This window comes from Acinetobacter sp. YQ_14, assembly GCF_043102985.1.
GTDB classification, from domain to species: domain Bacteria; phylum Pseudomonadota; class Gammaproteobacteria; order Pseudomonadales; family Moraxellaceae; genus Acinetobacter; species Acinetobacter venetianus.
Genome location: NZ_JBICJJ010000024.1, coordinates 78,555 through 101,679, shown reverse-complemented (window position 1 = coordinate 101,679; position 23,125 = coordinate 78,555). Strand labels below are relative to the sequence as shown.

Here is a 23,125-nt window from a genome sequence, read left to right as displayed (position 1 = left end):
ATTGTTACCAGGTTTCCACTTTATCAATTTTCCATACCCATCCAATTACTCTAAACTTTTGATCTTGTATTTGTTGCTTGGTTAATACCTCTTCTGGGTACTCTTCTTTATTGTCACTCACTATACGAACTCCGCCTTCAGCTGTTTTATACAGTCGTTTGCAACGAAATAAGTCTCCATGTTCGATGGCAAAAATTTTACCATCTTTAATAAAGTTTCTATTTTCATCTACATAGACAATGTCACCATCATTAATAGTTGGTTTCATTGAATCATCTTCAGTTGGAGCGCAAAATGTTTTGTCTCTATAAATACCTAATTGATCTAGAAGTTTTCTTGAAACTCGCGTGTAACTTTTATCAGTTTCATTAACTTGAACCATAGAGCCACTACCGCATGCCAAACGAAGTGTTTTGTAAAATGCAACCTCGACTTCATCCAAACTTATAGGTGTACTGTCATCCCAAACACCAATTGAAGATAATTTATTTTTTACATTAGATATGACCATTGGCGCTTTCTCACCTGCTAACCAACGTTGATTTACATGTAGGAACTCAGCAGCTTTTATTAAGTTTGAACCTCTTAGTTCCTCAGTAGGGCCTTTAACCCAAAGTCCAACATTTACTCTTGATACATTTGCATATGTTGCTAGGTCAACATTTTTAAACTTTTTATTAGTGACTTCTTCATAGTGCTTAATTGCTAAAGCCATACGTTCTTGCAAAGTGCTCATAAATTTCTCATGGCTATTGCCATATCTAAAAAGTAAAGATAGCTTAACTTTTTAAAAGTAAAGTTTGCTTATCAAAATAAAGTAAAGTATTCTTAACTAAGTAATGATTACTTTACGGAGTTGAATATGCGAATTGAGATGAAAACAGCAGATGTTTTGACTCGATTTAAGAATGCACCAAAAGTGGCGAAAATTTTAAAAGTTACAAAACAGGCTGTTTATCAATGGGGTGAATTAGTTCCAGAAGCAGCTGCATTCAAATTGCTAGAAATAGAACCATCATTACCTCACAAAAGAGTTTCATAAGGAAATATGTATGAGCCTCGAAAAAAAATCTACGCATGTGCGTTTGTCTCCTGAAAACCATGAACGTGCAAAAGTTCTCGCAGAAATTAAGGGAAAAGACCTTGCTCAATACCTTGCTTACTTGCTTGAAAAAGAAATAGCAGGTGAGTGGCATGTACTTAATTTACAAGCAAAATCATTTGAGCGCTTGGGATTAGGAGCTTTGATGAGGGATCTCTCAACTGAAGTAATTTTTGGAGAGGGATTAGAAGGGATTCAAGGGAATTTAGGCAAAGAAAAAGCTTGATCTGCAAATCAAGCTTTTATGTTCAATTTGAAATGGGATCCAAAGAACATGACCAATATATCAAACGAGATAACAACCTACAACAGTGACTTTGTTGTGGGGGATATGGTGGTAATTAATTCACCACTTCAGTTTGTGGATAGATCATTTGATTCAGATGAGCTGTTTACAGTTGAGGCTACGCTGAATAGTGGCATAACAATCAGCATCGATGGTAAGCAAGTTACTGCAGCAGCAACTGAGTTACGACATGCCACGATTGCTGAAGTTAATGCGAAGCGCCGTATCACTAAGTCAGAACAAGCATTAGCGGAGGTGCCATGAATACCACAGCTAAGATGCCTGAGCACAAACAAACACAAGTTATTCAATCCTGGCATGAGCCAGCATTAAGAACATTGAACAGCTTTTTAGAAGTTCGAAAAGCCAATCTACGCAAGATTAATCGTGATGAATCAAATGCTGCAGTTACTCGTGATGAGTTAATTGAGGCATTAAGCCGCGATCATCGAATCAGTTATCAAGATGCAGGAATGATTATTTCAAGTTTACATCGATGTGAAGAAATCATCATGTTTGGACGGTTCATTCAAATGAATGAGCAGGGTGGTGAGGAATGAGTTTAGACGCTACAGTCTGGGCTTGGAAAAAACAATTCACTCAGGTGAAAGGTGGACCATCCCCAGCATTAAAGAAACTAGTTTTGTTATCAATGGCTGATCGTGCAGATGAACAACATTGTTGTTATCCAAGTACGGGACGTTTGGCGGAAGATTGTCAAATTAACAAAAAGACGCTTTTTAAGATTTTAGAAGAGCTGATTTCCGATGGTGTAATTTTCGATACAGGTGAAAGAAAAGGCAGAACTAAGCAAGTAATTGTGTATCGATTAATTGGTGTGCAAGGTCGAGAGCAAACAGTACCAACATTGGAACACTTAGAAGATGAAAGCCTTGATACACAAGGCTTAAATTCCGAAACAGTACCAATATTGGAACAGTACCAACATTTCCCTGAAAGAGTACCAACATTTCCATTAAACAGTACCAATATTGGTACACGGAATCTATCAAAGAATCTATCAGTAGAATCTAAAAATAAAAATACGTGGCTTTGTTTGAAAAAACTTCGTGATGAATTAGCTCAAGCAGATCCTGATTGCAAACCTGAAGAAATCATCAAATCAACTTGGTTCAATCGTGAATTAAGTGCTTTTGAGAAATTCAATGCTGACAAGAATCTTTGTGATGAACTTTTGATTTATCACTTCGCGGATTCACTTTTGAGAAACAAAGCGAAATACGACAAGTCTCAAAAAACAGAGAAAACCAAATCAACACGTACATCACCAAACAAACTTTCTGAAAAACAAATTGGACTGTTTGCTCAACGGCTTTCAAAACATCCTGAGTTCTCAAGCAAGTTTGCTGAACCTGGTGAGGGTTATGAACAACTAGCGGCTCGAATCGCCGTGAAGTTATCAGATCCAGTACAGGCTAAAGCTTGGGAGAGCTACTTAAAACAAGTTGGCTTGGATACACCACTGGGAGCTGCAGCATGATTAAAAAAGGCGATCGAGTGAAAGTTGATTTCACAAACAATCCAGAAACGATTCACGCAGGTATTCGCTTCACTGGTTACGGTGTTTTAGATCGAGTTGAGGATGGGCGAGTGTTTGGAAGATTGGATGATGGGCGGACGTTTATGTGTCTTGAGGGTGATGTGGAGGTAAGACAACACAAATATGACTGGTCCGTTATTCCTGATCATGTTGCATACATGGCTACAGATGCAGATGGAGTTGCATGTGGTTGGTTGGTTGAGCCAAAAATCATGGGTGATGCATGGAGAAATCAGTCGCATCTTTCAGCCTTTTTTTACATTCAGTCGAGAGAAAACTATAAAAAACATTTTCGTGGAGATTGGAAATATTCACTTGAGAAACGTCCTGGGGAGCAATGCCAATGACTTTATGTGTTGGAGATCTTGTTTGCCCAGACGCAGATGCTTTTAAACAGGCTGGTTGGAATCCACAAGGCGAATTAAGAGTTTCATTCGTTAAGAAAGGCAAAAGAACTGGAATGTTAGTTGTTCAAGCCAAAGATGAGCGAGGGTACAAGTACACAGGTTTTGAGAATAGCTTTGTGAAAGTTGCGGAGAATAAATCTAAATGACATCAATGAGCATCGATCAATACCGCCGTGAAATTCTAAAGCAATCCGATAAGACTAAGGATGTTAAGCGCAATAAGTTCAACGCTCAGAAAGTTGAATTGGATGGCATGACATTCGACAGCAAGAAAGAACACAAGCGGTACATCGAGCTTAAAGCAATGCAACAACGGGGCGAGATCTTCGGTTTAGAGCATCACACAAAATTTGAACTTGCGCCAAAAACGAAATTAGAAGGAGAGAAAAGGGCAAAGCCAGCACTACGTTATTTTGCAGATTTCACTTACTACAGCATCACAGGTGAGTACATCGTTGAAGATGTGAAGTCAGAGGCTACGAGAAAGAAAGACAGCTATAGAAATAAAAAGCATTTAATGAAAACGGTTTTAAATATTGATGTCAGAGAGGTGTGATTGATGAATGCTATCGCTAAAAACAAAGTAATGGACTGGTCTAAATTCACAATTGACGGATGGTTAGAGCAGTTCGGCGCTTGGTGTGAAACTGTTCGCATGAAAGGCGGTGATTTGCCTGATGGCTTACATATCAATCAAATCTACTGGTTGATGAGAGAGGCTGATAAGGAGATGCCTAGAAGTAAGTCTTACATTCGATGTCAGATAGAAGATTATGAAGCTGATCAAGTCCAAAACCTTCTACGATCAGTTTTCAATTCAAGCAAAGTGGATTACACAACAAAATTTGCACTTATGTGTCTTGTGAAATGCAAGGTAGAAAATCGTTCTTTAAACGTGGTGGCAGATATTACTAACCAGTCAAAAGGGCAGGTGAATATTATGGTGAGCTGTGCTAGATTCTATCTTCTTGGTAAATATAACTTTCTAAAAATGGGATAAAAAATGATTTATGAAATTCAAGTAATTAAGGCTCATAGCATTAATACTCTAGAGATAAGAATTCAAGAATGGATTAATGAGGCACCTAATCATTATGATAAGTTTAAGCTTTTATCTGTCAGTCATGCATTTGAGCCTGAAAAGGGTTACAGAGCTATAGTTACATTTCAAAAAGGCTAATTGACTGTTTAAACGCAATATGGCATATTTCTGTTATAGTGGAAGAAGTTATAGTAATTCACTAACTAGTTTAGCAATAGTATCTATCTTCTATGTTGGCTTGACTCATGGGTTGATAGATGCGCCTACAGGCATGGTAACATGCAACTATATATTTAAAGCCCTGCTGCAGTACGTTTCGTTAATTGCAACGTTTGATTTTATCAGTAATAACCTCTGTAAGTTTTTTAATAAATTAAAAGGAACCTTTAATATGAAGAAAATAAACCCCAATGTAAATGTGCTTGGTACGCTATGTGGTGCGCAGGGCTTTAAATGTTAAAATGTAGATTTCTAAAAGAAACCAATCTAGGGGTGAAACTCCCCTAGGCCACACCAGATTCTTAAGAAGCTCATCGAAAGGTGGGCTTTTTTGTTGTCTATAGAAATGTAAAAGGAGCACTATGGTCCATATTTGCGTAATTCATTTAATTGGTACGTGAGCATAATCCTTTTTTTAATTATTGATGTTAGGTTGAAATTAAAAAATTAACCCTCAAATAAAAAGAATGAAAATTTTTGTGAGTGTGGGATGTGAGTATTGATTTAAATGTTTTAAGAAATGATTTAGTAGCACATAAAGTCTCTCTAAATAGACATACTGAGAATGATTTATTAGGATTTTATATTTCATTGAATGGTGAAGATGCTTATGTAAAAAAAGTAAAAGAATATAGAAAAGACATTTCCCAACTTGAGGCGTTTCTTGATATTTCAAATCCAGAACACTTTCAAGAGGCTCTTAACGAAGCTTTTAAGGTAACAAATCTCAAGTTAGATGCCGATAAGATTATACAGAATGGATTGTCTAAACCTGAGCTAATTAAAATGATCACAGATCTTTCAAGTAAACTAAAAGACCATAAAATCTATTTAGACAAAATTATTCTTACTTCTGATAAATAAACTAATCTCCTTTGGGAGGTTTTAGTATATGCTCTGCTTTGGTGGGGCTTCTTATTGCTTGCTACAAAGTAAACGTAGCTAAATAGTGATGCTATGGACGAAGAAGAATCTAAAAAATGGTTCGAAATGATGCTAGAAAAGACTGAAAAGGATGTTGAATTTATACAATAAAGAAGATATTTTCTAATATCAATTAGAAACTTAAATGAGTTTATGATGGGATATATAGTTAAACTTTTAGATAGCAATACTTATTTCATATCTGACGATAATGGGGATGTGGGAACAACAGAATCAAAAGAACAAGCTATTAAGATTGGTCAGTTTGGTGATTTTGAAGAGGCGGATCTATCTGCTCAATATTTTAGTAAAGACATGGCTCGAGGTATCGATTACGAGATTATTGAGGTTTAACTATGCCCACACAAGGATATGTTGTTGAGGTTGTAATACCTGAAAGTAAATGCCCGAGAACGGTAAAAAATCGTGAAAGCTTGATTAAAGATGGCTTTGCTACTCTATATCTATCATATAAGACCACATCAAAAGATGCAGAGAATGGTATTACAAGGTATGGCGTTACAAGTGGCAGAAATGTAGTAATAGTAACTGACAAAACTTTTGAAGAACAAAAACAAGAATTTGAAGATTTTTTGAATTCAAGATTTAAAAGCGATTGGCAAATGAAATTAACTAAATGTTATCCATAGCCTAAACAAACCTCCTTCGGGAGGTTTTTTTTGCCGAACGGATTACGGCACAAATTGTCCTGCTAAATATTGATTATTAGTGGAGCTTTATACTTTAAAAATTCAATATCCAGCATATAATTAATTTAATTTACTTCTCTTATTATAAACTTAAATATGCAAACACTTCCTCAAAAAATTATTCAAACAAATGAAAACACGAGATTTGTTTTTGCATCTACAGATACAACTGCAATTTATTCATTTGTTATAGCTGCTTTGATAGGGGTTATTCTAGCCTTAATCGGGGTTTTCTTAGCATGGTGGTATGGTAAAAAAAGCTTTGATTTAACAACAAAATCATTTGAAATTACTGTCAAGCAAATTATTGCAAGTATTGATGCGGCAAAAGCCAATACAAATGAGATAATCAAATCCAATAAAGAATCTTTAGCAATGCAAGAAGAGCTTAAAAAAAAGGAGTTGGTGTTTCAGAGCAGGCAGGTTTGGTTAAACGACTTACGTGATACCTCAACTCTCTATTTAGAAAGTTTGTCTAAAATGAGTAGTTTGTATATACAGAAAAGGCAAGCAATTAGATCGGGAGTAGAAGATGACAATGAATTTTTTCTAGAAAAAACAGCTCAAGAGAGTATAAATATTACAAGAATTGCTTTGAAAATTGAGTTTTTACTTAATCCTGAAGGTCTTAATGAGCAAATAATTCTCGAATTAATGAGTAATATTCATGAAATTATCAGAGAGCAGTTCCCAAAATGTTTAGCAATTGATAAAAATGAAAGCATTCGGGGATTAATTGAATGTGATTATAATAATTTTAGAGCAGAAATCCGAAAATTATTAAAAATAGAGTGGGAAAAAGCAAAATCTCTAAAATGAATTTAAAAAATATAAACTTAACCTTCTTCGGAAGGTTTTTTAATGGATGAAACTTATGAATGAAGTCGGATTTGTTATTCAGCAACGTCCATACCCACCAGAATGGATTTTTGCTTTGGATACGCCCAACTTTGCGCCAGCACCTGAATTATGGCGGTGGATAAAGTCAATTTTTCTCAATCCCGAACATAAACTATTTAATCCTGATCATGCTCATCTTGAGGCTTTCTATTATCCTCAGATCGCCGTGATGTGGGCTAAAGGTGGATTTAAGAAACAAGGTCGGTTTGTCGTTGGCCAAACAGAAAAGATCATGATCAATGCAAGTGGATGGAAGAAAGAACGGCAGGAAGAACAGTTTTATCAATGGTTCAATGATTTACCTGATTACTTAATCACGATCGATGCAACTTACGCCCAACAAGCAAACGATGTTGATTTCTGTGCCCTAATAGAACATGAGCTTTATCACATCGCGCATAAGAAAGATGAATGGGGAATCCCATCCTATAACCGTGAAACGGGTAAGCCTAAGTTGACGATTCAAGGGCATGACGTAGAAGAATTCACGGGCGTAGTTCGCCGTTATGGAGCAAATCAGGAAGTACAAGAAATGGTGAATGCTGCAAATCAACGGCCAACTGTGGCAAAGGCTGATGTCTATCACGCCTGTGGAACTTGCTTTCTAAGAGTGGTTTAAATTTTTTTGCCATTCTTCTTGGATGTACTTGGATGGAATGGTGGAAATGGCACGTATTACCAAAAAGGTGAAACTGTTCATCGTTAGGATGCTTGCTGAGTTTGAAACACCAACCCAAACATCCAAAACAGTTAGAGAAATATTTAAAGTTGATGTCACCCCACAGCAATGTGAAGCCTACGACCCAACTAAAAGAACTGGACAAGACTTAAGTCAGGAATTACGAGATAAATTCTTTCAATATCGCCGTATAGCAAACCAAGAGCTTGAAGCTATTCCTATTGCGAACATGCGCTATCGTTTACAGCTTCTACAGGGTTTAGTTGATAAATATCCAGACAATCCAGTTTTGATTCCGAAATGGGCAGAGCAAGCTGCAAAAGAGATGGGCGGGCAATATACCAATACAAGCAAAACGCAATTAACTGGCGCAGATGGTCAGCCTCTTAACCCTGAGCAAGTTACCCACGTTGTAGCTACGCCTGAACAGATAAGGCAGGCAATGGATGAACTCGAAAGTAAATACTAGCTTGCTAGAAATGCAGTTAGAACGAGAACGCTGTGAGAAAGAACATTTATTCTTTACTCGGCGCTTTTTCTTGCCGCGCATGGGCTTTAAGTTTTCGGTCAATTGGCATCATGAATACATTGCAGACAAGATTGATCAGGTTATTTCAGGAAAGGTTAAAAACCTTGTAATTAACGTTCCACCTGGTTCGGGAAAGACTGAGCTATTAACCAATCTTATTGCCCGTGGCTTAGCGCGTAATGCACGTTCACGCTTTCTATATTTGTCGTATTCACAATCTTTAGTTGAGGATGTGTCTGCAACTGCGCGAAACATTGTCAAATCGGTGGATTTTCAAAGCCTATGGCCAGTCAAAATCTCAACTAGTACTGATGCCAAATCAAGTTGGAAAACCACAGTAGATGGATATGATGCGGGGCATGTTTATTCTGCTTCGATGGGTGGGCAGGTTACTGGTCGCCGTGCAGGTACATTGGCGAATGAGGGTTTTACTGGTGCCATCATTCTTGATGATCCTTTAAAGCCTGAGGATGCATTTAGTAAGTCAGCACGTAAGAAAGCCAATCGCAAGATCCTGAACACAGTCAACTCACGTAAAGCTAAGTCTGACACGCCAATTATTTTGATCATGCAGCGTTTACACGTTGAAGATCCAACTAATTTTGTGATGACTGGTAACGTGCCAGGTGATTGGGAACAGATCTGCATTCCTGCTTTGATTGATGACGATTACATCAGTCAATTGCCTGAACATATTCAAGCAAAAGTTCAAAAGGATGTAGAGCGTGATGCGTTAGGCCGCCAAAGCTATTGGCCACTGAAAGAATCACTCGAATCATTGCTGCAGCTGGAAAAAGGTGGTGAGGATAAAGACGGCGCGATTGTTTCTCGTTATACCTTTGCAAGCCAATACATGCAGAATCCTAAAAAGCTTGGTGGCGACCTTATCAAGACTGAGTGGTTTGGACGCTATAAAGATTTGCCTGCACTACAATGGCGGGCCATCTATGTTGATACGGCTCAAAAAGTAAAAACGCATAATGACTACACTGTATTTTTGCTTGTTGGCTTGGGTGTAGATGGCAAGATTTACATCATTGACCTGTTACGTGGCAAATGGGAAGCGCCTGAGATGAACAGGCAGGCCAAGGCATTCATTGATAAGCATAAGGCTTATACATATGAAACAAGGCCTATTCGTTGGATGAATGTCGAAGATAAAGCACATGGTACTCAATTGATGCAAAACCTTGGTACTTATGCAGGTGTTCCATGTATTGCTATTCAGCGAGGTACAGACAAACTCACACGCTTTATGGATGTTCAGGTTCATTTAGAACATGACTATGAAAACAATCCTCATGATCGATTGGTGATGTTGCCTATTGGACAACCTTGGGTTGCTGCTTTCATTGAAGAATGTGAAGCATTCACAGCGGATATGACACATGATCATGATGACCAGGTGGATACATTGATCGATGCGATTGAAGAGGCAACCGTTAAACAGAACTATGAGCCTCCAATGGGTGGTTAAGATATGGCAAAGAAAGACAAATCTAAAAAATCAAATAACCCTCAGTCAGCAGTGACTGGGGGTTATTTATATACACAGCAGGCAGAACAAGCTTTTATCAAGTTTCTAACTCGCATGCCTGATATTGATGAGGTTTTAAGAAAAGCAGGTGTTCCTCGTAATCGTTTAAGTATCTTGATGTATGACGATGAAATCTATCAATGTATTGAGAAACGTCAAGATAAGCTTGAAAGCTCGCCGTTTCGATTAGAGCCAAACAATACAACGGCATCAAAGATACTTTCTGATGAGCTTCGCAAATGGTGGTCTGAAACTGTGTTAGGCACTCAAAATGCGCGGTGGTATGGATATTCGGTTGTTGAAGTTGTTTACGATAAAAATGCAGTACATTTTGAAGGACAAACGATAACACCCTATATCGGTTGGGAATGGGTAGGTGTTAAGCCTATGCAGTGGTTTGAACCCAAGAATGATGGAAAATTGATTCTTGGCCAAAACTACAATGATCAGCACAGAGACATAGAATGTGATCAAAAGTTTAAACACTTCTTAACGCAATGTAAGCCTACATACGAGAACCCATACGGTGAAGCACTATTCAGCCGTCTTTATTGGTTACACTTCTTTAAAAGTGGTACTTCGAAGATGTGGGCAAAGTATGTTGAGCGGTTTGGAAATCCTTTACTAGTTGGTAAGTCAACAAAGGGCGTAGAAGCAATGCTAAAAGCTTTGCTGAATGCTCATGCTCAGTCTGTACTATCTATCAATGCTGATGAATCAGTCGAAGCAATTTCAAGCAATCAAAATGGTTCTACGGCGTTTGAATCATTTGATAAGAAGATTGAACGCAGTATTCAAAAAGTAATCTTAGGTCAGACTTTAACCAGTAGTACGGATGGACAAGGTAGTAGGGCTTTAGGTGAAGTTCATTTAGAAGTGCAGAACAATAAAATTCAAGCTGATATTCGAATGATTACATCGACAATTCAAGCAATGATTGATGCTTTATGCTTTATCAATGGATGGGAGCGTCATACCATCATAATTGGTGATGAGAAATCATTAAATACTGATAAAGCTGATAGAGATCAAAAGCTGAAAAATGCAGGGGCAAATTTAACATCACAGTACTTTAAGCGCGAATACGAGCTGCAAGATGGTGATGTGGCTGACCCTCAGAATGGGGTGCCTTTGCCTCAATTTAAAGCTTTGCAAAATCCTGCCTTTAGCTTCGCAGCAGATGTTAAAAAGTTAAGTCCAGATCAGCAGGAAGTTGAAGAACTTACTGATGCTCAAGGGCCGTTAAATTTGCTTGATCAGAAGCAGATTGCTGAATTAGTCAAACAGAGTGAATCACCTGAAGCTCTTGCATTTAATTTGCAAAAGCTTATTCCCCATGCTTCTAAAACAGAGTTCACGGCGAATTTGGATAGGGCGTTGTATGCAGGTGATGTGCTTGGGTATGTATTGTCAAGTTCATCGGGTTGAATTTTATTGTTAGGTCTATAAAATCATTACTATTTTTAAATAATTAAAATTGTTAAGGGTAGTAATGATTGATCTTATAAAGCTAATTGAACTTTTTATAAGCCGTAAAGACAAGTTTAAAAAGGCAGATGAGCGATATGAAAGGAGAATAGAGTTTTTTAGCAAGGTTAAGTTAATTAATGAAGATGAGACATTATCTCCAGAAATTAGAAAAGCCTTATTAGATTCAGCAGCTCAAAAATTAACAGGTAGCCCAAGGGGTGGTTATGAAATTGTTGAGTATTTTATTAATACTAAGAAGTTTATAAATTTTGAGATAGTTGCACCATCAGTTTGGTTCTGGGATGAGTCTATCGAAAAAGTTTATGATGAAAATCAGAAGTTAATCGATATAAAACTCAATGAAAAGGGGTTTAAAAAGGAAATGCTTTATCTAGGCTTTACCATTTTTTTCTTTTTTACAATAACTATCTTTTTCATACTCTCAGGTAATAACCTAATAAATCTGATAGATGCTAATATTTATATCGGAAAACAGATCTTAGGATTTTTTTTAGTTTTGATAATTCTTTTTTTCTTTTTTATTACAATTGTAATGGGGATTCTTTTTTTGACGCATAGAGAGTTGCCAGATCTTTTAAGTAAGAAATAATTTTTAACAATGCAGCCGTTTGGCTGTTTTTTTATTGGAAAAATGAAAATGCAGCCAGTCCCATTTCTTGAAGCTATGCAATACGCACAACTTAAGAAGATCGTTTTGCCTGATGAGTTCTATTCACTGGACTTACGTACCAGACATTATGCAAGCACAGTTAGTTTTCTTACGAGCCTTGAGCAGATCAATACCGTAATGCATGCGATAAACAAATCAATCGTTGACGGTTCAACGTTTCAAGATTTTAAAGACCTCGTTGCCGATAAAGGTATTGATTTGCCTGAGTCATATCTGGATAACGTTTTCCGTACTAACATCCAGTCAGCTTATGCTCATGGACGGTGGCAGCAACAGCAGCGCAATAAAGTAGCTAAACCTTACCTGATGTATTCAGCGATTGATGACAGCCGAGTTAGACCTAGCCACTTGGCTATGAATCGAATTGTTCGTCACATTGATGACCCATTTTGGTTGATTTGGTATCCACCAAATGGATTTCGATGTCGTTGCACAGTTATCGCTCTCACAGAGAAACAGGCTTTGAAATATTGCATAACGTCAGATGAGGATTTGCCTGATATCGCAGTGGATCTAGGCTGGTCAACCAGTCCAGCAAGCTTCGGTGATTTATCCAGTTTGGTGGATCAGAAAATTGCTGATTCACTGCTGGATAAAACTTTCCTGCTTGAACAAAAACAACTGATTCAAGCTGAATGGACAGCCAGCGACAAGCTTAAAAGTCTACTGGCGCCGATGAATGATCAAAGTCGGAATCTATTTGAGACTATAACCAAAAAGGTTATTCCGCTTGATCCTAACATCCGACCAAGCGCTATCAAGGTTTTGATAGATTACGTAATGGGCAATGATGCAGCTTTAACGGCGTATTTAAGCAAAGAGCCAATAAGTATGGCAGAGCAAGTACTACGCCGTTGGCTGGTTGCTGATATGACCCAGATTCAGGCTGTGGCTAAGAACACGGCGGATGTGGTGACGGGTTCAGTCTCATTGTCTTATGTAGCTTCATTACAGGTTGGTCAGACAATCACTTTAGATTTTCCGTTGATGTTGGCTGCATCCAATACCGATGTGGTGATTAAGGTGGAGAATGCCGTAGGTTTGGGAATTGATCTGGAACAACTTAACGCTGGACAGGGGGTGTTGTTTGAAATTGGCATTTCGTTTGAAGTTGTTTCAGTAGAAATGGTGTCGGGAAAATTGGTTTATATGTTAAAAGTAATAGCTAATTTATGAATCAATAAACATATAATATTTAGTAAATTTAAGAGTTTGAATTATTATGTGATTATATATAGTATATGCCAAACTTTAAACAACTGAATTATAATGTGTGAAAAAACTGATACTTGTAGCAATCCAAAATCCGAAAAACTTTCTGAATTGAAAGCTGTATATAAGCTTGCAATAGAAACAAGAAATTTTGAGATACAGCAGTTAATTAATCGAAATAATTTCTTTATGTTATTTCAGGGCGTATTGTTAGCTGCTGTTTTTAGTAATCAAGCTAGTAAACCATTTGTAGAATTTGTAATTTGTTTCGCGGGTATTTTTATTTCTTGGCAACAAGTTGGTGTTGCAGCTGGTGCAAAATATTGGCAAGAATGGTGGGAATTAAAAACAAGTGAAATTGAAAAAGAACTAAAGGAAACAATCGATAATGAAAGTTTTATCTCATTGTTTAATCTTGATCATTCTCAACAGGATGATCAACGTTCTAAGGTAATGTCAAAAATTAATAAACAATCTGGCTTAATAGAATCTGTCATAAATTCTTTGATACTTAAAAAGTATTCCGTAAGTCGAGTGCCAATTCGAAGTGGATTAACTTTAATGATTACATGGGTTGTATTGTTCTTGAGCACAATCCATTGGGATGGATTCATAAACTTGGTAGTTGAAAGCCAGTTATTAGATGGACATTATTTTACCCCTGATGTGCAAACTGATAGGTAAAGATTAAATATTTCTTTTTAATTTAAAACCGCTCCTTTTTGGAGCGGTTTTTTTATGGAGCACAAAATGTCAGATCCAAATGAAGAACGGCTGAAGTATTTGTTCAATACTCCAGCCATTGAAGTGCCTCAAGCTGTTGAAGGTAAGAAACGTACTTTCAAAGGTACAGCTTACAGTGGAGGGCGTGTAGATGGTCACTGGTACTGGGGCCGTACAGGTGTTGTTTTTGACCTTGAAAGCATTGAAATTGACTCACCAACGGCATTACTAGAAGAGCACTTCGGGACCAGCCGTGTTGGTGTTGTCAAGAAAGTAGATACCAACGGGAAGATTGATGTTGAAGGGCATTTCCTCACAAACGATCGCGCAAAAGCAGTAGTACAGGACTCTGATGATGAATTCCCATTCCAGATGTCTATGTACATTGATCCTGGTTCAGTTGAAGAAGTGAATACAGGTCAAACAGTCGTTGTAAATGGTCAATCATTTACAGGACCAATTGCAGTTTTCCGAAATAACCGCATTCGCGAATTCACGATCTGCTCAACAGGTGCTGATCGTAATACATCAATTAAAGCTTTCTCAAGTAAGGCAAATTCAAGTCAACAACCAATAGAGGACACCAATGTGACCGAATTAGAACAAGCAAAAGCAGCACAAGTAAAGGCAGAGCAAGAGCGTGATGCAGCACAGACAGAATTGAAAAAGTTCAAGGCTGATAAGCGTACTGCTGACATTACATCATTAGAAACCGAGCTGAAGATCCAATTTAGTAGTGAAGATAAAGCAGCTTACACAAATATGGATGATGCGACATTTAGCTTTGCAGCAAAGCAGTTGCGTCAATTTTCAAGCAAAACACCTGAACAGCAACCAGCGTCACAGCCTACACCTCCCCAGCCAAATGCAGCATTAGCCCATTTATTTACTCATCAAGCAAATGGTGGGCAAGCTGGTGGATCAGGTCAGCCACAAGGTTCTGCACTGGATCAAGCTTTTAATAAATTTGCAGCAGCACAGGAGAGTAAATAATGGGCGTAACAATTACAGATACAATCGAGAGTCGCCAGCTCGTTGTTGGTGATGGTGTTCGTACTGAAAATGTTAAACCAACAACAGCTACAGCTTATAAGCGTGGTGACCTGATCGCAGTCAGTGCAGCAAACGTAGCAACACACCCAGTAGTTGATTCTGAGACCGATGTGGTAGGTGATTGGCATGCCATTGTTGTTGAAGATATGACGGCAGCGCAATCGACATATCATGCAGCGAACGGTCTTGAAATGCCTATTTATGTGCAAGGTGCTTTCGATGTTGCAGTCGTAACAGTCGATGGAACCAAGCTGATTACGAATCAAATTGATGCGGTTCGTGCACAAGGCCTTAAGAACAAAATCGAATTACGCAAAGTCGTGGGGTAAATCATGAGCGTTAGTTTTACATTTCAAAATGCACCAGTTGAGTTGCTGGATATTCCGCAACTTGTTTTATTAACTGACACCACCAAAAAAGTTGACACTTGGTTGATGGATCGTTTCTTTCCACAACGAGTTTCTTACAGCAAAAAAGAAGTACCTGTTGGTGAGTTGAATACAGCAACTCCATTAGCACCATTTGTGAGCCCTAATGTTGCAGGTCGTCAAATCAATGTTGCTGAATCGGGCAAAGTTGGTTTTGTTAAACCAGCATATTTAAAGCCGATGGTAACCATTGTGCCAAGTGATGTGCAGGATTCTGCATTGGTGGCGCAGTTACGCCGTTATGGGATTATTGCAACTGGATCGAATCGCTTAAGTGATGCCGAGTTGTTGTTGATTGATCAGGCACAAAAGGCGGTTTACCTGCGGCAGTCGATTGAAAACCGAAAACTGCTTATCGCGCGTGATGTGTTGTTATACGGAAAAACCACATTTGCATCTGCAGACTTTCCATCCTATACGGTTGATTATGATCGCAACTCTGCATGTAATTTTGCACCATTGATTAAATGGAATCTTGCAAATGCAACTCCGGTTCAAGACATGCAAAGCATGATTGATATTTCGGTTGAGCATGCAGGTGTTGCGCCTAACATGGCATTAACATCATCCAAAGTTTTTAATGTCTTGATTCAGAATGATGAGTTTAAGGAAAAATTCATTAAGCCTTATGCATCAATTAGTGTTCCATTAACACCAACATTTGATGATCCATCTAAACCTCAGTTCCGTGGTACTGTCGATAATATCCAGATTTGGACCTATGACGGCACTCACAACATGAATGGGACAGTAGAGCGTTTCATTCCTGAAGATTTCTTTGGAATGATTTCTGATGCAAATGGTTGGATTGCACACTGTGCGATTCAGAATATTGAAGCCTTTGGTCAACCATTAGAATTTTTCTTGAATCAGTGGCAGGAAAAGAATCCATCTTCTATTCAAATGTTGGCTGAGTCTTCACCGCTTGCTGTACCAAACAATAAAAATGGTTTGGTTGGTGGTCGTGGCTTTGTTTAAGGAGAATTAAATGCCAAAGTACATTGCTAAACAATCCATCGGTCATTTTCGACCAGGTAGTGAAATTAAAGGGCTTGATGCGAACCGTATTCAAGCCCTTTTAGCATCTGGAGCAATTGAAGAATATAAGCAACCAGAACAAACATCGTTAGATGGATCAACAAGTGATCTGAAACAGCTCTTAGGTGAAGTTGCAGATCTGAAGGTAGCTAATTCGCAACTCACTCAAGAGAAGGAGAAAGCTTTAGGTGAAGTTGCAGATCTTAAGGGTAAAGTGTCAAAACTTGAAGCTGAATTAGCTGCTGCAACCACCAAGTCTCCTAAGGCTGGAAAAGCTGCTTCGGATGAAAACGCTGATAAAGGTGCAGCAGAAACCAAGTAAGGTGATTTATGTATGCAACCAGACAAGACCTTGAATCGAGATTTGGTGCAGCGGAAATAGCAAACCTTGAATCTATGCAGACTAATCCTGATGCGGTCAATGAGGCCCTTCAGGATGCATCAGAAGAAATTGATAGCTATGTCGCCGTTGCCTATGATCTGCCGCTGCCATTAATCCCAAGCACTTTAAAACGAGTGGCATGCAATATTGCACGGTATCGACTCTACTTCCAGCAACCGACTGAAGAAGTAGAGAAACGGTACGAGTCGGAGGTGAAGTATTTGCAACGTATTGCCAATAAAAAAGCAGTGCTGCCTGTTCTGGATGAGGATGACAAGCCGACAGGCGAATTACCTTCTCAGTCGCCAGTAACCATGCCAATTGGTACAACTTATCAAGGCGGTATGTTTGCTGATGACGTTCTGAATCAAATGCCAAGCATAAAGTGAGGTATTTATGCCTTTTGCAATATCAGTTAAAGCCGATGGCGAGTCAGCAATCATACAATTGTTTGATCATCTCTTAGGATATGACAAGCAAGCTATGTTTGATGAAATTGGTGCTTACGGGGTTAGTTCAACTCAATTACGTTTTGTAGAACAGTCTGATGTTGATGGCAATCCTTGGAAACAATCATGGAGAGCCAAGTTGCAGAATAGACAGACATTGCGAGATACGGGGCGCTTAATGAATAGCCTTACACACAATGTTATTGAAAACGGAGTTGAATGGGGGACTAACGTTGAGTATGCAGCAGCAATGCATTTTGGCTCTCACATCTTGCCAAAAACTGGCCAGTACTTAGTGTTCAATGTTGCTGGAAATTGGCGCAAGGTCAAAGAGGTTGTTAATCCACCTCGGACATTCTTGGGTATTAATGCTGAAGATGATGAGTCTATTTTAAACATTATTGGGAGGCATTTAAGTGTCTAACTTTTTTGATGTCCGTGCTGAAATTGCCGAGAAGCTCAAAGAAATTACAGCATTTAAGCAAATCTATACGCCGTTGAACTCAGTATCTGTAACGGAGATGTCTCAAGTCACACCATCGGCACACGTCAATTTTGTAAGAGTTAAAAAGATTGATGATGCAGGTAAGGGAAAGAGCAACTTACTCGGACTGCATTGGTCAGTAACGATTGCTTGTCGCAATGCTCAGGCACAGTTAAATGATATTTCAGCCTTGGCTGATGAGGCAGGTGAACTGTTAGATCAAGTTATTGAGCTTTTGGCTGGTTGGGAACCTGACAACTCTATCGAACCTTTACAGATCGTTGATGTTAAAGATGGCTATGGGCCTGCATTCGTTTATTACACAGTGATTTTTGAATCACGAAGAATTATTTAGGAGCTGCTTCATGGCAGAAAAACAATACAAAGCCCTGCAACCTGTAGGACGTTTTAAAAAAGGTGATTTTGTTGCAGGTATTAGCGACAAACAAATCTCTAATTTGCTTGAAATCAAGGTTATTGAAGAAGTAAAGCAAGAACAACAGACCGAAAAAGAGATTCCATCGGTTGAAGTTAAGTCCACACCAAAACAGAAAGAGGTCAAAGTGAATGGCTAAGGAATATATCTATCTTCAAGGTAAGTTTTACTTATCGAAAATTTCAAATGGTGTAGCAGGTGCGATGCGCTTCATTGGGAATGTACCTGAGTTTCAAATCGCGATTACAGCTGATTTGATTGAGCATACTGAAAGTACATCTGGCAACAGCACAACAGACTTCACAATGGTAAATACCACAGGTGTAGAATTCTCAGGACAGATCGAAGAGATCAACGCTAAGAATTTGGAATACATCTTATCTGGTACAAATCATGAAATCGCATCTACTACTGTGACAGATCAAAGTATTGGAACGGTTGCTGTTGGTGAAGAAATCCAATTGGGTGGTTATAACCTTACAACTGTGTCTTTCAAGGATTCAACAGGAACGCCTGTTACGGTAGATCCATCTAAATACACATTGGACGCGAAGTTTGGCACAGTGATCTTTAATGATGTAACTGGCTTAACAATGCCGTTAGAAGCTACATATACGACTGGTGCAGTCACGCAGACAACAATTGCGACAGACCTAGAAGAAGAATATGAGTTGTTCTTCAAAGGGTATAACAAAGCAACCAAGACTCATGTTGCGGTTCGTTTGTGGCGTACTAAGAAGTCACCTGAAACAACCTTCCCATTGATTCACAACGAACTTGGGCAATATGAAATTCAAGGACGTGCGTTATCTGATGTAGAAAAGGAATCAGATGCAACACTTGGCGTTTACGGTCACATCGTAACTATTCCAGCAGCAGCAGCTTAAAACAATACGTGCAGGCACAGGGGCGCATAAGCGTCTTTTTTTGTGCCTGTATTTTAGGATTATTTCTATGAATGACTTTTTCCTTTTGAACAATGAATCATTGCCCTATGTTTTTATTGATCAGAATATTGAGATTAAACAAATCCAAGTAAAGAACTTAAATCGATTTGCTCAATTTGCAGATCCAATTAAAAAGCTAGAAAGTTATTCAATAGAAACAATCACACCTTTAATTGAGCCTCAGATGCTTAATATCATGGGTATGTGCTCATTGGTGACATCCATAAGCCCTGAATCATTTAATGAGAATGCAGGGCAACCAACAGCGATTGCCGAACTGGTTTTAAAGGTTATTGAAGTAAATGAGGCATTCTTTAAGAAAGATGAAAAAACCGATAGTAAAGATTCAAGTTGGTTCGAGGCTTTTGCATATTTAATTAATCATGGCCATCGGCAAGATGAAGTCATGAGTATGTCTTATGGAGCATTCTTAAAGTACTTAATAGCTGGACACAGAGTGGATCATCAACAAGTGAAAGCTTATGCGATCGCCACAAGAATGGCGAATGGTGCTAAGCAGCAGGGATGGGATAAATATTTAAAGCAATTGGATAGATAATTATTATACGTTTAAGGTTTCTGTCATTTATCGGATTTTTGACAGATTTAAATTAATATTTGAACAAAGCTTTTTACATATATTAATTATTTACTACATTTCAGGTAATATTCGCGTAAAAGTTAGACAACATTTTTTTTAGATAGTTATTTAATTCTCAAGTGGTTAGGGGGTAGTTTTGGACGATAAAGAATTTGAGTTAGAACATATAAAATTACATTTGGGTGTTGAAAAGTGGATGGCTATCAAAGATGTCGTTGTGCTATCTTTAAAATTAGCAACTGCTATCTTATGTGTTTTTATTGTGATGTATTATCTTTATTTAATGTCATCCCAAAATCCTGAGGCAATAAAAGCAATTTCTATGGTGGTTGCAAGTATCAAGTTGAATCAAATCATTCTTTATATTACAACAGCTGGAGCGGTTAGCTATGGTTATTTGGAACGAAGAGGGAAAAAACGCGCAATTTCTCAGGTTTCAGAACTTAGAGCTGAGCTTGAGCAACGTGATCCTTATCGGGGTTCAAGCAAATTGACCAAGACGGGTGATACGCCAAAACCAAAACGTAAAAAAACAAAAATGATAAGTGGGGAAAGTTAATATGGAACTAGTTGTACTTACAGCAATAAACTTCCTTCTTTTGTTGGGGGTTTGGAATTTTTTTCTTAAAAAAGCTGTACTAGATTATTATCGAGATAAACTTTTTGATCTACGATCAAAAGTTAGGATCTTCTTTCTTAAGAAAGACATGTTGGATAGCAAAGAGTACATTGAGCTTAGAAAGTTGATTAATGGCGAAATTGCTATGACGGAAGAGTTGTCTTTTTTTAGCTATTTGGTGTGGCAAAAGAAAATCGATAAAAACCCAGAATTAAAAGCTTATATTCAAAAGGATATGAGTGAGACTTACTCAACTACAGATGAAGAGATTCAGAAATTCATTGTCGATATGAGACGTGAATCAATTCAGGTTTGTATGGGTTATATACTTTTTTCTTCATTAGCCCTAACTGTTATATCTATGCTAGCCTTTATTGTTTTTATATTCGTAAACATCTTTAAGCATATTTTTAAGCAATTAAGCTTTAAACGAATGGAAAAGGGTTCTATGAAATCCGCCCAAATTGCAGCGGCTAGATTGTTAAATTTAACTGAAGAGCGAGTCGAGGAAGCATCATTCCTTTATAAAAACCCTACTAATTATTTATTGTCATGTCAGTCATGATTCTAAATTAGTGATGGACAAAATAAACCTCCTACGGGAGGTTTTTTAATACCTGAATGTTTGTGGTATAAACACCCTTAAACATAAGGGTTTCTTTATTTCTTCCGATTTTAATATTTAGAATCTATTAGAACAATTTTTAGAATTCTTAAGCATTTGTTTTTCATCTCCTTTTTATTGACTTATTACTTGTATGATTGTTTATTAAATGTACATCTTTAGAAGGAGTACAATCATGAAGTCACTAAAACTAATTCTTGTAGCTCAACTCATTCTTATACTTTTTGGTTGTGCTTCGCTTAAACCACATACTCTTACCGCAGGAAAAACTGGAGTTAATTCATCTCTAAATGGAAAAAGTGGTGGTCAAATATTGGAGGAAAAGTATAAAGGCAAAATAATTACAAGGGATTTTGTTTACAAAACAGGTGATATAGATAATTTTCCAGCTGCAATAATCTTACTTACAGACAAATGGTATACTAAGGAACCCGCAAGCAAATTATGCGAACGAATAATAATGTTACCTCCATCAAAAGACAAATCTAAGGAGTTTGTCACGTATTGGTTAGTTGATAAAAAGAAACTTGATTCTGAAGAGAGTGACTGTAATTATTTAAAACTTATGTACAATTATTCAGAGGCAAAAGCTGAGATTGATAGAATTTTTAAAGATAGATTTATAAATAAAAACTTGATTCAAAGAATTTATGGAAATATAACTTTAAGAGGACCATATATAGCTATTTATGAAGATAAATCAAGAGAAACTGATCTTATAATCGATTTGAATAAGCTAGGTCCAAAATCAACTGAATATTTTATTGAAAATTGGTCAAATATTTTAAAAACTGTTGAAATGAGAGGAAGTGTTAAGAATCCAGCGGCTTCTATATTAGCTGCAATTGCAAACGATCCGAAACTAAAAAAACTAGAAAGAGAAGATTTAACAGATAATTTAGTTTTATGGAGTAAAGCTGGTGTTTGTGTGGGGTTAGTTGCAGCATCAATCTCGACTACTGTTACCGTTGGTACCAACTTAAATATGAATGATTTAACTACTATCTATGTAAATACTGAAAATGGTTTAAAGAAGAATCAAAGTTATTGTGGAGCAATTTCAGAAATTGCTAAAAAGTAACAAAGATATTCTCTCAACATTCAAATTAAAAAGGAAATAAAAATGACTAAACGTGATCAAAAAAATGATGATGATACTAAAGAGAAGAAAAAGGAACCGCCATTATGTAATTTCCCAGGGCTAAATGATTCCAGTTGTGCACATTGCACATGTCCAGCATATCGAGAAGATGCTTCTGATCCCAACGGATTATGTATCAATACAAGGCCTGGCAAACCATGGCATATATGCGGACATTCGATAAAAGAACATAATATGCCTGGTTGTTAAATTTATGATCTAAAAAAGCCCCTTAAGGGGCTTTTTATTTAAGACCAACGATTGAATTCAGAGGTTTATAGGGTCATAGATTTGGCGTTTTTTATTGCCACAATTTCCGCCGTTTGTTAAATTCAATTTCTAAACAAACTTTATGAATTAGAAAATTAAATGGCAAACAAATGCGTTAGTTGCAATAACTGCGGTCATGTGGGGTGGTCAAAGAATCGTGGTAATTTTTTAATTACCCTTGTTCTAGCATTTCTATTTTTAATTCCTGCGGTAATTTATGAAATTTGGCGTAGAATGGGATTAGGTGTTTGTGAAAGCTGCGGTAGCGATGCAGTTGTGCCATCAAGCCAATGTTTATCTAATAAACCCTCAGATGCAGGTGAGTTGGCAATTTTGCTTGTGATAGGAATAATTGGTGGATCTGTATTTATGGTTTTATACGCAATGGCTGATGGGGCTATTGATGCTTTTAAAGGCAGAAATGATCCACCTCCACAATTATCTCAAAGAGATTTGGAAAAGCGTTGTTTTTATGATGGTATGAGCCACTATCAAAACAAAAACGAATACCCAATTTTAAAAGACGGAAAGACACTAGCTATGGATAAAATCCAGTTAGACTGCAAAGGCAGCACTACAGGAAAGTATGTAGTTAAGTAAATCAACCAAAAATTTAAGCCCGACCAAGTGTCGGGTTTTTTAATGCCTAAATTTTCAGTT

General features: G+C 37.6%; 37 protein-coding genes. 36 read left to right on the top strand and 1 reads right to left on the bottom strand.

Annotated features, from left to right (window positions below; all coding sequences use genetic code 11):
• Window positions 1–4: 4 nt before the first annotated feature.
• Complete coding sequence (locus ACF8D3_RS13670) at window positions 5–736, bottom strand: helix-turn-helix transcriptional regulator (RefSeq protein WP_392471919.1); 732 nt, start codon at window positions 734–736, stop codon at window positions 5–7.
• Window positions 737–862: 126 nt separating this feature from the next.
• Here ACF8D3_RS13670 and ACF8D3_RS13665 point away from each other — a divergent pair, with 126 nt between their 5' ends.
• The 36 genes from ACF8D3_RS13665 to ACF8D3_RS13490 all read left to right on the top strand — a co-directional run bounded on the left by ACF8D3_RS13665 (window position 863) and on the right by ACF8D3_RS13490 (window position 23,065).
• The gene (locus tag ACF8D3_RS13665) at window positions 863–1,042 is read left to right on the top strand and encodes a Cro/CI family transcriptional regulator (RefSeq protein ID WP_392471918.1); all 180 of its coding nucleotides are present in this window, start codon (window positions 863–865) and stop codon (window positions 1,040–1,042) included.
• Window positions 1,043–1,052: 10 nt separating this feature from the next.
• Window positions 1,053–1,328, top strand: coding sequence for a hypothetical protein (locus ACF8D3_RS13660; RefSeq protein ID WP_392471917.1), 276 nt, complete (start codon window positions 1,053–1,055; stop codon window positions 1,326–1,328).
• Between the two features lie 48 nt (window positions 1,329–1,376).
• A complete protein-coding gene (locus ACF8D3_RS13655; protein ID WP_392471916.1) occupies window positions 1,377–1,652 on the top strand; it encodes a hypothetical protein in 276 nt (91 codons plus the stop codon).
• Window positions 1,649–1,948: a hypothetical protein gene (locus ACF8D3_RS13650; RefSeq protein ID WP_392471915.1), complete on the top strand. Its 300-nt coding sequence runs from the start codon at window positions 1,649–1,651 to the stop codon at window positions 1,946–1,948. The genes ACF8D3_RS13655 and ACF8D3_RS13650 overlap by 4 nt, the downstream gene beginning before the upstream one ends.
• The gene (locus tag ACF8D3_RS13645; protein ID WP_392471914.1) at window positions 1,945–2,889 is read left to right on the top strand and encodes a helix-turn-helix domain-containing protein; all 945 of its coding nucleotides are present in this window, start codon (window positions 1,945–1,947) and stop codon (window positions 2,887–2,889) included. Before ACF8D3_RS13650 ends, ACF8D3_RS13645 begins: the two co-directional genes overlap by 4 nt.
• Window positions 2,889–3,296, top strand: a complete 408-nt coding sequence (locus ACF8D3_RS13640; RefSeq protein WP_392472221.1) for a hypothetical protein — start codon at window positions 2,889–2,891, stop codon at window positions 3,294–3,296. The genes ACF8D3_RS13645 and ACF8D3_RS13640 overlap by 1 nt, the downstream gene beginning before the upstream one ends.
• Entirely contained in the window at window positions 3,287–3,502 is a 216-nt protein-coding gene (locus ACF8D3_RS13635) for a hypothetical protein (protein ID WP_392471913.1), read from the top strand. Before ACF8D3_RS13640 ends, ACF8D3_RS13635 begins: the two co-directional genes overlap by 10 nt.
• Window positions 3,499–3,912, top strand: coding sequence for a DUF1064 domain-containing protein (locus tag ACF8D3_RS13630; protein WP_392471911.1), 414 nt, complete (start codon window positions 3,499–3,501; stop codon window positions 3,910–3,912). Before ACF8D3_RS13635 ends, ACF8D3_RS13630 begins: the two co-directional genes overlap by 4 nt.
• 3 nt (window positions 3,913–3,915) lie before the next feature.
• Window positions 3,916–4,356 carry a hypothetical protein gene (locus ACF8D3_RS13625; protein ID WP_392471910.1) on the top strand — a complete coding sequence of 147 codons (441 nt, stop codon included), beginning with the start codon at window positions 3,916–3,918 and terminating at the stop codon, window positions 4,354–4,356.
• A gap of 3 nt (window positions 4,357–4,359) precedes the next feature.
• The gene (locus ACF8D3_RS13620; RefSeq protein WP_392471909.1) at window positions 4,360–4,536 is read left to right on the top strand and encodes a hypothetical protein; all 177 of its coding nucleotides are present in this window, start codon (window positions 4,360–4,362) and stop codon (window positions 4,534–4,536) included.
• Between the two features lie 573 nt (window positions 4,537–5,109).
• A complete protein-coding gene (locus ACF8D3_RS13615) occupies window positions 5,110–5,481 on the top strand; it encodes a hypothetical protein (protein WP_392471907.1) in 372 nt (123 codons plus the stop codon).
• Window positions 5,482–5,697: 216 nt separating this feature from the next.
• Window positions 5,698–5,895, top strand: coding sequence for a hypothetical protein (locus ACF8D3_RS13610; protein WP_392471906.1), 198 nt, complete (start codon window positions 5,698–5,700; stop codon window positions 5,893–5,895).
• A 2-nt stretch (window positions 5,896–5,897) separates the two neighbouring features.
• A complete protein-coding gene (locus tag ACF8D3_RS13605) occupies window positions 5,898–6,191 on the top strand; it encodes a hypothetical protein (protein WP_392471904.1) in 294 nt (97 codons plus the stop codon).
• A 156-nt stretch (window positions 6,192–6,347) separates the two neighbouring features.
• Window positions 6,348–7,070, top strand: a complete 723-nt coding sequence (locus ACF8D3_RS13600; RefSeq protein ID WP_392471902.1) for a hypothetical protein — start codon at window positions 6,348–6,350, stop codon at window positions 7,068–7,070.
• Window positions 7,071–7,125: 55 nt separating this feature from the next.
• The gene (locus tag ACF8D3_RS13595; protein ID WP_392471900.1) at window positions 7,126–7,770 is read left to right on the top strand and encodes a putative metallopeptidase; all 645 of its coding nucleotides are present in this window, start codon (window positions 7,126–7,128) and stop codon (window positions 7,768–7,770) included.
• Window positions 7,771–7,816: 46 nt separating this feature from the next.
• Entirely contained in the window at window positions 7,817–8,299 is a 483-nt protein-coding gene (locus ACF8D3_RS13590) for a DUF2280 domain-containing protein (RefSeq protein ID WP_392471898.1), read from the top strand.
• A complete protein-coding gene (gene terL / locus ACF8D3_RS13585) occupies window positions 8,277–9,836 on the top strand; it encodes a phage terminase large subunit (RefSeq protein ID WP_392471896.1) in 1,560 nt (519 codons plus the stop codon). Before ACF8D3_RS13590 ends, terL begins: the two co-directional genes overlap by 23 nt.
• 3 nt (window positions 9,837–9,839) lie before the next feature.
• On the top strand, window positions 9,840–11,324 hold the full coding sequence (locus tag ACF8D3_RS13580; protein WP_392471894.1) for a DUF935 family protein: 1,485 nt from the start codon (window positions 9,840–9,842) through the stop codon (window positions 11,322–11,324).
• Between the two features lie 64 nt (window positions 11,325–11,388).
• Complete coding sequence (locus ACF8D3_RS13575; RefSeq protein WP_392471892.1) at window positions 11,389–11,976, top strand: hypothetical protein; 588 nt, start codon at window positions 11,389–11,391, stop codon at window positions 11,974–11,976.
• A gap of 48 nt (window positions 11,977–12,024) precedes the next feature.
• A complete protein-coding gene (locus ACF8D3_RS13570; RefSeq protein WP_392471891.1) occupies window positions 12,025–13,233 on the top strand; it encodes a phage minor head protein in 1,209 nt (402 codons plus the stop codon).
• A gap of 93 nt (window positions 13,234–13,326) precedes the next feature.
• Window positions 13,327–13,953, top strand: a complete 627-nt coding sequence (locus ACF8D3_RS13565) for a hypothetical protein (RefSeq protein ID WP_392471889.1) — start codon at window positions 13,327–13,329, stop codon at window positions 13,951–13,953.
• Window positions 13,954–14,019: 66 nt separating this feature from the next.
• Window positions 14,020–14,985: a hypothetical protein gene (locus ACF8D3_RS13560; RefSeq protein WP_392471887.1), complete on the top strand. Its 966-nt coding sequence runs from the start codon at window positions 14,020–14,022 to the stop codon at window positions 14,983–14,985.
• A complete protein-coding gene (locus tag ACF8D3_RS13555; protein ID WP_392471886.1) occupies window positions 14,985–15,374 on the top strand; it encodes a hypothetical protein in 390 nt (129 codons plus the stop codon). The genes ACF8D3_RS13560 and ACF8D3_RS13555 overlap by 1 nt, the downstream gene beginning before the upstream one ends.
• A 3-nt stretch (window positions 15,375–15,377) precedes the next feature.
• Complete coding sequence (locus tag ACF8D3_RS13550; protein WP_392471884.1) at window positions 15,378–16,451, top strand: major capsid protein; 1,074 nt, start codon at window positions 15,378–15,380, stop codon at window positions 16,449–16,451.
• Window positions 16,452–16,461: 10 nt separating this feature from the next.
• Window positions 16,462–16,833, top strand: coding sequence for a hypothetical protein (locus ACF8D3_RS13545; RefSeq protein ID WP_392471882.1), 372 nt, complete (start codon window positions 16,462–16,464; stop codon window positions 16,831–16,833).
• A gap of 8 nt (window positions 16,834–16,841) precedes the next feature.
• Window positions 16,842–17,282, top strand: coding sequence for a gp436 family protein (locus ACF8D3_RS13540; RefSeq protein ID WP_392471880.1), 441 nt, complete (start codon window positions 16,842–16,844; stop codon window positions 17,280–17,282).
• Window positions 17,283–17,289: 7 nt separating this feature from the next.
• Window positions 17,290–17,766 carry a phage virion morphogenesis protein gene (locus ACF8D3_RS13535; RefSeq protein WP_392471878.1) on the top strand — a complete coding sequence of 159 codons (477 nt, stop codon included), beginning with the start codon at window positions 17,290–17,292 and terminating at the stop codon, window positions 17,764–17,766.
• The gene (locus ACF8D3_RS13530) at window positions 17,759–18,181 is read left to right on the top strand and encodes a hypothetical protein (RefSeq protein WP_392471876.1); all 423 of its coding nucleotides are present in this window, start codon (window positions 17,759–17,761) and stop codon (window positions 18,179–18,181) included. Before ACF8D3_RS13535 ends, ACF8D3_RS13530 begins: the two co-directional genes overlap by 8 nt.
• A 10-nt stretch (window positions 18,182–18,191) precedes the next feature.
• Window positions 18,192–18,401, top strand: a complete 210-nt coding sequence (locus ACF8D3_RS13525; protein ID WP_392471874.1) for a hypothetical protein — start codon at window positions 18,192–18,194, stop codon at window positions 18,399–18,401.
• Complete coding sequence (locus tag ACF8D3_RS13520; RefSeq protein WP_392471872.1) at window positions 18,394–19,149, top strand: hypothetical protein; 756 nt, start codon at window positions 18,394–18,396, stop codon at window positions 19,147–19,149. The genes ACF8D3_RS13525 and ACF8D3_RS13520 overlap by 8 nt, the downstream gene beginning before the upstream one ends.
• Window positions 19,150–19,216: 67 nt before the next feature.
• Window positions 19,217–19,768 (top strand): hypothetical protein, encoded by a 552-nt coding sequence (locus ACF8D3_RS13515; protein WP_392471870.1) that lies wholly within the window; start codon window positions 19,217–19,219, stop codon window positions 19,766–19,768.
• A 178-nt stretch (window positions 19,769–19,946) separates the two neighbouring features.
• Window positions 19,947–20,369, top strand: coding sequence for a hypothetical protein (locus ACF8D3_RS13510; protein WP_392471868.1), 423 nt, complete (start codon window positions 19,947–19,949; stop codon window positions 20,367–20,369).
• A 1-nt stretch (window position 20,370) separates the two neighbouring features.
• The gene (locus tag ACF8D3_RS13505) at window positions 20,371–20,994 is read left to right on the top strand and encodes a hypothetical protein (protein ID WP_392471867.1); all 624 of its coding nucleotides are present in this window, start codon (window positions 20,371–20,373) and stop codon (window positions 20,992–20,994) included.
• 235 nt (window positions 20,995–21,229) lie between these two features.
• Window positions 21,230–22,135 carry a hypothetical protein gene (locus ACF8D3_RS13500; RefSeq protein ID WP_392471866.1) on the top strand — a complete coding sequence of 302 codons (906 nt, stop codon included), beginning with the start codon at window positions 21,230–21,232 and terminating at the stop codon, window positions 22,133–22,135.
• Between the two features lie 42 nt (window positions 22,136–22,177).
• Entirely contained in the window at window positions 22,178–22,405 is a 228-nt protein-coding gene (locus tag ACF8D3_RS13495; RefSeq protein WP_392471864.1) for a hypothetical protein, read from the top strand.
• A gap of 159 nt (window positions 22,406–22,564) precedes the next feature.
• Window positions 22,565–23,065: a Pmp3 family protein gene (locus ACF8D3_RS13490; RefSeq protein ID WP_392471862.1), complete on the top strand. Its 501-nt coding sequence runs from the start codon at window positions 22,565–22,567 to the stop codon at window positions 23,063–23,065.
• Window positions 23,066–23,125 lie beyond the last annotated feature (60 nt).